At 56.5% G+C, this 9,162-nt stretch carries 8 protein-coding genes and 1 pseudogene; 4 read left to right on the forward strand and 5 right to left on the reverse strand.

Features of this window, described 5'->3' with window-relative positions; translation table 11 throughout:
- Nucleotides 1–112: 112 nt before the first annotated feature.
- Nucleotides 113–400: a hypothetical protein gene (locus tag AKN84_RS46705; RefSeq protein WP_128971563.1), complete on the reverse strand. Its 288-nt coding sequence runs from the start codon at nucleotides 398–400 to the stop codon at nucleotides 113–115.
- A 593-nt stretch (nucleotides 401–993) separates the two neighbouring features.
- Here AKN84_RS46705 and AKN84_RS39610 point away from each other — a divergent pair.
- Entirely contained in the window at nucleotides 994–1,347 is a 354-nt protein-coding gene (locus AKN84_RS39610) for an IclR family transcriptional regulator domain-containing protein (protein ID WP_430649968.1), read from the forward strand.
- Nucleotides 1,348–1,626: 279 nt separating this feature from the next.
- Here AKN84_RS39610 and AKN84_RS48420 read toward each other — a convergent pair whose 3' ends face one another.
- The 3 genes from AKN84_RS48420 to AKN84_RS39620 form a co-directional block, all read right to left on the reverse strand.
- Entirely contained in the window at nucleotides 1,627–2,061 is a 435-nt protein-coding gene (locus AKN84_RS48420) for a hypothetical protein (RefSeq protein ID WP_193399718.1), read from the reverse strand.
- A gap of 258 nt (nucleotides 2,062–2,319) precedes the next feature.
- Nucleotides 2,320–3,459 carry a helix-turn-helix transcriptional regulator gene (locus tag AKN84_RS39615; RefSeq protein WP_050425799.1) on the reverse strand — a complete coding sequence of 380 codons (1,140 nt, stop codon included), beginning with the start codon at nucleotides 3,457–3,459 and terminating at the stop codon, nucleotides 2,320–2,322.
- Nucleotides 3,456–4,688, reverse strand: coding sequence for a helix-turn-helix transcriptional regulator (locus tag AKN84_RS39620; protein ID WP_128971564.1), 1,233 nt, complete (start codon nucleotides 4,686–4,688; stop codon nucleotides 3,456–3,458). The genes AKN84_RS39615 and AKN84_RS39620 overlap by 4 nt, the downstream gene beginning before the upstream one ends.
- Before the next feature lie 742 nt (nucleotides 4,689–5,430).
- Between AKN84_RS39620 and AKN84_RS39625 the strand changes: the two genes are divergently transcribed.
- The gene (locus AKN84_RS39625) at nucleotides 5,431–6,213 is read left to right on the forward strand and encodes a hypothetical protein (protein WP_050425801.1); all 783 of its coding nucleotides are present in this window, start codon (nucleotides 5,431–5,433) and stop codon (nucleotides 6,211–6,213) included.
- A 748-nt stretch (nucleotides 6,214–6,961) separates the two neighbouring features.
- Here AKN84_RS39625 and AKN84_RS49645 read toward each other — a convergent pair.
- Nucleotides 6,962–7,294 carry a hypothetical protein gene (locus tag AKN84_RS49645; RefSeq protein ID WP_050425802.1) on the reverse strand — a complete coding sequence of 111 codons (333 nt, stop codon included), beginning with the start codon at nucleotides 7,292–7,294 and terminating at the stop codon, nucleotides 6,962–6,964.
- 1,517 nt (nucleotides 7,295–8,811) lie between these two features.
- Between AKN84_RS49645 and AKN84_RS50900 the strand changes: the two are divergent.
- Both AKN84_RS50900 and AKN84_RS49650 read left to right on the forward strand, forming a co-directional pair.
- A pseudogene (locus AKN84_RS50900) lies at nucleotides 8,812–8,919 on the forward strand (helix-turn-helix domain-containing protein); the annotation flags it as partial.
- A 32-nt stretch (nucleotides 8,920–8,951) separates the two neighbouring features.
- Nucleotides 8,952–9,152: a hypothetical protein gene (locus AKN84_RS49650; RefSeq protein ID WP_050425803.1), complete on the forward strand. Its 201-nt coding sequence runs from the start codon at nucleotides 8,952–8,954 to the stop codon at nucleotides 9,150–9,152.
- The last annotated feature ends 10 nt before the right edge of the window (nucleotides 9,153–9,162 follow it).

The following is a 9,162-nucleotide window of genomic DNA, read 5'->3' on the forward strand; positions in this document are numbered from 1 at the left end:
CAAAGCTATTGCCAAAGGTTGCTCGACTCTCTCAGACTGGTTCTGCTCTCGACGAAGGCGGCAACAATGCTTCGGGATCAGTTGCCCAGTGCCTGCGCGACCAGCGCCTTGATCATGCGGTAATAGTAGGTGCGAGTAGATCCTGGGGTCTGCGCCATGAAAACGACTGCCAGCTCCTCCTTTGGATCGATCCAGAAGAACGTTCCATCGTAACCTGCCTGGATGCAAAGTTAAACACGGTCTTACCGAAAGCGTCGACGCCAACAGCTTTACCCGCTGCAATCTTCGCCGGCTCGGTGGGGGGCGCTGTCACCGCCACATTTATGTTCGCCGCTCCCGCATTTCCGAGCATAAGCGGCATAACAGTTGCGTTGATCAGGATAAATCGGGCAAGTCTCATCGTGCATCTCCTGGGACGGAGCCGCTGCGACGGTTTTGGCCGCGCGGCTCTTTGCTGCTCATACCAGCAATCCGCGTGCCGCTCTCGGAATCTGATGCCGGTCTTGCTTCAGGAGAGTGAGATCCGCGTAGACGTCAGCGTACCTTCTGAAATGGCGGGCCGCCTTGTCACGTTTCCGACATTGGCCCCCTTCAACTGACATGGATGACACGACAAGATCGAGCCTTAGCATGACCTCGGCCCGCTTCCTCTAACCGGTCTGCCTCATTTCCGACAGAGAAGCAGCTCGCGGGTAAAGAGATTCCAATGATGGCAACTCGACCACTCGTCCTAGCTATGGGAAGCACTCACGCAACAAGCCCTCGAAGGGACTTGAATCGCACGTAGCGTCAAGTTGTACATACCAGGCGAAGAACCTATCCGCGAAAGCATCGCCAAAGTGACAAAGCCCTTTCTCGCGACTGTATTATGTTCCGCTTTCGGTTTGATTGGGATGAGCGGGGTTACCCTTGCTAACACAATCGGACGCCTACAGTTGCACCGCCATAGTCGCTGCTCGAGAGCCAATAGGTGATCTCAAGCTGGACAAAACTATTCAATCGGTGGCGCCGCAGTTGGATGCCTTGCTGGGGCGGCGTCGGCGAGATTGGCCAACTGATAACACCATTGTGGATTGCGACACCCTCCTAAGACTACTCGAAGAGACACGCCGTCAAGGTTGGGCCAAGACCAATGAGGAATATGTGAAGGGCGTCGTCGGCTGCGCAGTTCCGATCGTTTCCCCGGACCGACAGCTGATAGCCTGCCTTGGCGTATCGGTGCCCGCGGCACGAGTCAGCTTTGTAGAGCTTGATCGCTTCATTCCTCCACTTCAAAGAGCCGCCGTACTGCTGTCGCAAACCATTCTTCAGACGGACAGCGAGGACGCAACACTCGAGGAGATTTGAGGATTAATATCCTCGCCACCAGCACGTTTTTTTCAGATCGCGCTCTCGTAGTCTATTGGGCGGTTGATCGACGCAGACGCGTCTCCGGCAAAATACTGATATGTAGTGTACTGTCGCGTCGGTCGATCTTTCGCCCGACGCATAACGATCAAACGTGTTTGGGGCAAATGCCAGCAACTGCTTTTTCAGTCAGATTCGCCCGCGAACTCGATGTCGACCAGCTTGCGATGCTGATGACAGGCGTGCAGCCGACATCGGAACGCGATGGGGCCGAGCTTCTTAGCGCATTTGGCGACGCGATCCGCGCCGATATTCAATGCTCATCGTGCGGCAAGTTCGGTGCTCGCGTCGTTCGCTCCGCAAAGTCGCGCACATCATTCCTCCTAAAGGAAACGCGACCTTCACGGCATCAGCAAGGCGAAGCGGCGTGTCTGGCAAAATTTCTGGTTGTGTTGTACACGTCATCGAGGGTCGCAGCGTTCCACCAGAACCATGAAGCAGCACGACGGCGGGCAATTTGTCGTTACCAGCTCTTGGAATGCGCAGCTCACCCGCGACGGTCACCGGTTGACCGTCGGTCCGACCCGCCAAGAAATCGGAATCCTTGAGGGTGACCGACGAGATCGGATAAATTTCTAAGCGCGCCACCTGAGAATTGGCCGATGCGACCGTTGCCGCGAGAATTGTAGCTGCTGCTATAGCTTCTTTCATCATTCTTCACACCGTGGCGAGAACAGCCACTGTCGCTCATAAAGATTGCACGGCATTAAGTCCATCCCGACGCTGTCGCGGGGCAGGTAAATCGATTGCTCGAAACGGTATTCACCTCCTTGTTCTTGTTAGCCGTCGAGTCTCTTCACTGCGGCCTTCTACAGCGCGCGGCAATTGGCCTTGGAGAAACATTTGGCCTCCAGAAAATCCCTTGTTCGAGCCCGTTTGGATCAGTGACGGTCGCAAAAGCACCACGCTTAGTTACGCGATAACCATTCTGGCAAGGAGGGCCGCCAACTCGCTCTGGCGCGACACTCCAACCTTAGAGAAGACTCGCTTGAGAACTACGCGGGCCGTTCCCTCGGCAATACCCAACCTTTCGGCTGCTTCCGGTGGCGAAAGTCCTGACCCAACGAGCGCTGCAACACGCGCTTCGCCGAGGGTTAAGCCGAGAAGGTCGCGGACTATTGCGGGATCCGCTACGGCGTTCGCTAATGGATCGACCGCCAAAACAATGGCGCGCGCATCCATTAGCAATCGGGTCGCGGCATCCTGCAACCCCGAGCCGGGAACGGAAAGGACGTAAAGTACGAGAGGCCGGTCAGAACTCTCTCGATGAATCAAGATCGGTTTTGGGGAGTTGCTGTCCGCATCGACCGCGAGCATCTGGTCAATTGCTGTTTCAAGGTCCCGTTGCTCCAGCGACCGGGCAACGGCGAGTCGGTTGTTAACGATCTCCAAGCCACCGCCGCCAAGACAGCTGATCGCTGCAGGATTGGAGAAGACTATGCGCTTGCTGCAATCTACGATAAAAACGCCGATGCCAATCCGTGCCAGCGCATCGCCCAGCGCCAGCTTGGATATCTCGGCATCAAACAGCTGTACGCTCAGGCGCAGCGCGTTTTCGGCGTGACGCGCCAAGCGCGTGAGTACCTCGAGTTCCTTATCCGAGAACGGCGCTTCTGCCTTGGCGCGCTGGACGCCAATCCAGACATCGATGCTTGGGTCAGGTGAAATAGCGGCGCCAGCGACCCAGCCGAGACCGTGCGGAACCAGAAACTCGGTGTAGATCGGATGTTTTTCAATCTCTTCCGGGGTTACTAGATGACGATCCGTAACCGCTTCCGTGCCCCTTACATATCCCTGCTCGACGGCTCTGACGGCACGGATATCGTGGCGCCACCACTTCTCTTGGTAAGCGTCGTGGAGTGCGCTGAGCTTGGGGGAAACGATTGTTCCAAAGCTGCCGTCGTCGCGACGCCACATCAATACGGTGCCAACTGCGCCGAAGACATCGGCAATAGCCTGGAGCGCCAGCGGCCAGTTGGATCGATGCGGCGCCGAATTGTAAATAGCCTCAATCGCCGCAATGAAGCGGGCACTCTCTGTCCCGTTAGTCATGTAGAAAATCCGCTCCTATTGCCGCCTAAGGCAGTGCCAACAAGTATGCTGACGAGTTCAGCCTGCCTGGAAACGCCCGTCTTGCTGAAGACAGACTTCAATTGCTGCCAAACCGCGCCGACGGTCACACCCGCGCCTGTCGCTATGTCATCGACGGTTTTGCCGCCGGCAATCCAGCGCGCAACGTTTGCTTCCGCTGGCGTCAGATCAAACAAGCCCTGAATTATCTGAACAGGTGCAAGCTTTTGTTGCGAAACAGTCGTGAGGATGAGGATGCAAGACGCCGCGAACATGTCATTTGCAACGCCTCGCACTGGAACGACGTGCACAATGGAGGCCAGCGACTCCTCGGTCGCAGCTATCGGAATAGAGCGCACCTGACCGGCTGATTGACCGTCGACCTGCTGCAACGCTAGCGCAAGCAAGCTATCGGCCCGCTTATCGACCAGGCCGATCCGAGGCCTCCGATCTTGAACGACACGAGGCACAAGATCGTCGAGCAGCTTGTTGGCAGCCAGCAGGCGATGGGAGCGTGAGAGAACCGCGGCTGGTAAGCCGATGAGCCCTAGAACTTCGGCCGCGGCTCGCGCTCGCTCCAGACCCAATCGCCCTGAAATGAGCGCCGCCCGGGCCAGATGCGCCCTTAGCGGGTCAAGCGCGGCAACAGTTTCGTTGGAAACCGGCCCATCCTCAAACCGGCGCTCCCAACTGAAAACAAGAAGATCTTCGCTCGGCGCCCGAATGACCGTGCCAACGCACCACCCTCCGCCCTTGCTCCGGAGATATTGATAAAACGGATCGCGGTCCATCTCCTCAGGAGTGAAGAGCTGATGGTCGGACACAAACCCGTCGTGAGCACTGGCGAATGCTCGCTCAGGGCGTGGGTTGTACGGCTCCAGCCCTCTTTCGACGAATTCCGCATACAAGGGCCGCATGATGGATGAGCCAGCCCAGGCAGTGTGCTGAGAATTAGCTGTAAACAGCAGGCCGCCAATGGAGCTGAGTTGCCGTGCAATCCGATCAAGAACGCCGTCCCAAAGCTCTGGTACAGCCGCAGCCTCGTAGATTCGATCGATCAGGTCGTCTGTAACTTCGAACACGTAATGCCCCTCGTTCCGCGAACGGGATATGACAACCGGCATGTAACAGGCGCAAGAATTCGAAGATGATGCGTTGTTGCGTATTCTGGCGCTTTGCAGCCTGCAGCCTCGCTGCTGTTCGCCGGTCACCACCCAATATCTTCATGATTCGTTTTGCCATCAGGCTACTAAGAAAGGACTTCCATCAATTTCGCGTCGAGCCGGTAGCCGGATTTGCTCGTTCACTCGGCAGCTGAGTAGTGCGCGTAAGATATATAACGAGCGAGCTGTCTCGTTTCTCACCTGAAGTATGTCGGCGCAGCCTCATATTGGTACGCTTAGTACAAAGGAGATTGTCAGTTCGCGACGCTCCGTTGCGGCGCTGCTGTGACGATCCTCAACGGGATGGATGTTCGAGATCCGCGAGGCGCCAGAGACGAATATGCGCCCGCGATACAGGTGCGCGTACCACGGCGATGCTTCGAACTGCCGGCGTCGACTGCGTCAGGGGCAATGACGACATCGTAGTCGTCGATCAAGGGGCACGGTGACGATCAAGCCTGACTCGTATCAGGTGCCGGGCTCATTCTGCCGACAAGGAGCGAGGGTGATACCCCAATTGGTATAAGACGACGCTACGTGCTTCTTTTAAGAAGCATTGTCTCCCGGATGCTTCAGCCATGCGACGTCTCCCAAATGGTAGATGCGGCAACTGCTCGAGACGATCCATTGTCTGAGAACGCGTTATGCGATCGGCACACCGCATTCTTTTTGCGCTGGGCAGATTGGAGGAAGCAAAACCCGCTTTTTATTGCGCGTGCGCGCTCCACACCGAGCGCGCTGAAGGGAATGCCCGACGGGCTTTATTGATGAGAATTGATAGGAGAGAAAAGTGTCCTTCTTGTCCCGAACGTTGGCGGTGATCTCAACCGCCAGTATCGTACTTCTTGCGAAGCCTGCCTTTGCCGGCGAAAACGACAAACTCCACAGCAAAACTCTAGACGTACGAACCGTCCTGAGCTTCAAGATCGCCGACTCGGCGGTTCAAAAGATGCTGCCGGAAGGCTGGCAAATGGAGCCGCCCGGTGCCGGACCGTCCAAGGGATCCAACCTCTCAGTCGTCTTGATTGACCAAATCTTGGCCCAAGATGCCGACGGAAAGTCGATAGATCCTGGTCGCGGCGCCGTACTGGTCGTACCGGCCAAGAAGCAAGGGATGGAAAAAGCCGTACCGATGGTAATCGGTGGCTTGTTCTCGCCTGCAAGTTACGCTCCCGGCCTCTACAGCAACTATGTCTACGCGAAGGCTGCCTTAGACAGGACGATCCACAGCGACCCTGCCGGAGTGACGAATGTCGAGGAGGCATGGTCCTTCACGACGGACGGCGAAGATTCGCTTCAGGTCCACGTTGAATATACTCGCGGTGCACTTGGGCGGGCTAATGTCGAATTGCCCGTCTATTCGGGAGCCAAACCGGACTTCTATCGAATATATCGCTATGAGCAAGCCGCTGACGTGGTGCGCAGCACAGTGACGGGAATCGATCGCGCGCAAAGGGTCTCGTTCAAGGCGTCCGGTCGGCAACTTGCTCCTCTGTTCGATGGTTCGGAGCAACTCATCAGCATTACCGCAATCCCTTGGTATTCGCGGCAGATATTTCTCCCGCGATCGTAAGCCGGCATCCAGGAAGAAGCCCCCCGCAAACTCCGGGCTTCTTCCTTCACGATGAGCACCAAATAGCTTGAGGCTGCCGTGGCGAAAAACGCATGGCGAAAATTGCGCGGCACACATGCCTACGGTTGACGGATCAAATGCAAGCCATGACGGATGAGAAAGACGATCGCTGGTCGAAACAGTCTTCGAACGATGTGCGACGCCGCGAGAACCTGACTGACGTAGTTGAGGGCTGCGGGCTCATCATTGGATTGGTTGTCTTAGTTATACTGTCATTTCTTGGCAGAGGTGTGCCATGACGGATCAGATTCGTGAATGGTCGCTGCTGGCGGCAGGATCCAGGGACACGACTGTGACCGTTTCGGCCGCATTTCTCCGCTTCGTTGGAGCATGTGTCTCACGCGCCCCAATGGCACGCGGTTTTTATTCGATCACCTCGTCGTCGCGCGATGAGTAGGGGTTCGTTTTGATTGCAGTGTCAGCAGCTTGTCTGAATCATTCAAACCTCTTCCGGCATCGTTGATGCCGGCCGTCAACATGGCGCACGATGCCGATCACCGCCAGTCAGCCGTTTCGGGCATAGCACTGACTTCGCTGTCAGTGGTCAGTGCCATGCTAAATCGCCCTGCGCCTCTGGACTCGGTTTCAAACTTGACGACTTTTCCTGAGAGCGCGGCGAGGGTGCCGGAAGCAAACTTGAACAGTGCTTTTCCAGATGATTTGCTACCCGCGTATCTGCCATCCTCCCTCACAAGGGCCACAGTCCCCTCGGTGAGTTGGGTAACCGCAAGCCCCCCGGCGCCCGGACAACTCCGCCGGCAGACAAATACGTTCCTTGAAGGCCATCCCACTCACTAATCGACGAGCCAGTGTAAACCGCGCCTTTCAGCAGGCCCTCCACGCCAAAACACGAATATTGAAGGCTGCGGAGCAGATGCCAATCCCCACCGATGACGTCGTGGCTTGCCGCGCCAATGACGCTGCATTCGTATCGCCCCACCGTTTCCGCTTGCGCAACTCCGCTTGCGACAATCAAGCTCAAGGTGGAATACACCACCGTAACGATGAAGTGCTTGCCCATCGAAGTTGTCCTCTAAGCGAATGTGTCAGTGCGCACACACGATCAATCGCGGGGTTCTTGAGCGATAGTCATGCCACCGAGGCGTAGCCGTTATCCTATACTGCTCGCACCTCCCATTTGGGATATGACATCGTTCGTTGATCGCGCCATGTCACGACGGCAACAAACGACGTCGCAATCCAGCTAAACAAAGCGGGTGTACGGCTGGCAATGGTTCCAAATCAGGCGCTGCGTAAGCCGTAAGAATGTCCGACAGTAGAGGCGGCGAGGTTTTGCAGGTGCAGACACGCGCAACCTAGCCGTCTGTGCCGAGTAAGCTGCGCAGTGCATGTCTCAGCCGATAGCTTTTCTCACACTGCGGTTGTTTGCTCTGGATGCCGTCCGATATCAGTCGAGACGGTGCGCGAGCGGCCGATCTTAGATCATCGGTACGGAACACACCTCGCGCAAGATGTCGTCAGCAACGGTCAAGTTTACCTTTGCCAACGAAGCGGCCTTCTAAAGTTGGCGAGCGCTTTCTGCTCCGTCTTAGCAACGGCCAGGCTGACCCGCAGCGCTGGACCAGTGCTCAGATTGCCGCAGCTCATTCCCTAGCCGCATCAGGGTGAGCTTTAGCCAGATCGTTTCCTGCCTCTCGCGCCTGCTACGTCGAAATAGCGACTCGACATACGTGCGCATCCGGAAACGGTAAAGCACTCGGTAGAACTGGCTGGCCATGTCTTACTCGTATGCTGTTTCACGTCAGTATCCTCCTCCTAGTTCAAGAAATAAATCAATTGATGCCACTCTGACGATTAAAACCATCATCCAGGCGCCGTTCTGCCGCGGATTTCACCACGTCGATTGGAATTCAAAGGATCCCGGTTAGGCTGTGTCCTTCGGTAGTCGGGTTCTAGCGAACGCCACTAGCCCCTTCCCGTCGTCTGGCAGAGCCGTCCGACAGGCAGGCGGTGGGCACGAACGCCCACGCTGGAAGGACATACACATCTCCCCGCGGCTTTCAAAATATGTAACGCCGCTTTGGCCGCTAATAGGTTTCCACGAGCTTGGGAGGGGTGGATCGGAAGCATCCTGCGTAAGAAGCTGAACCTTCTGACCTATAAATCCCATGGCGTGTACGTCGTGCCGATGGCCGGGAGGCAGAAGGTCGAAATATTGTGTCGACGATATGGAGTTAATGTCGTTATCGGCCCGTCGTCGATCGGGCATGAGGGGGACGTGGGGACTTCGGGGACATCCTAGCCGCACCCAAAAGCAGCCCCCTGAGCGACGCAAGCACACTTGATGACAGGTTCTTTGGTGCTTGCCGCGTCGCTCTGCCACATCCCCAAGTCCCCATCTCCACCCGATCTTCATGCCGGATGGGCCATCCTTTCTGAAGCCAAGATAGTTAGAATGAGGGGCGCAGTTTTGTAGTAAGTGCCGAGTCGGCACTTTTTCGTGTCTCGGTCGAGACCACTTTCAGGGCGATCATAGCGTGCGTGCCTGTCATCTCGCTGGCCGGCCTTGCACCAACTATGCATCACCTTCGTCCGCATCGTCGTCGCTGGGGGCTGACCCAGCAGGAGCTCGCATTTCTAATTGGCGTAAAGAGCCGAACCGCCATTTCTCGAATTGAAGGGTTGAAGCGAAGACCAAGCCTCAATGCGGCGCTCATATGCTCGATGATCTTCGATATACCCGCATTGGACCTATTCCCCGGAATCCTCTCGGGGCTCCGCAAGCCATTCTCGCGCGGGCCAACGAACTCTATGACGAACTTCAGGGCGATCCCTCCAGAGCGGCGCGCCTGAAGTTCGATTTTCTCGAACCGCTGTTGCAGCGGGTAGAAGCAAAGCAGGTCAAACAGAGCGTATGATAGCGCCGAA

The sequence above is a fragment of the Bradyrhizobium tropiciagri genome, from assembly GCF_001189845.1.
Classification (GTDB): domain Bacteria; phylum Pseudomonadota; class Alphaproteobacteria; order Rhizobiales; family Xanthobacteraceae; genus Bradyrhizobium; species Bradyrhizobium tropiciagri.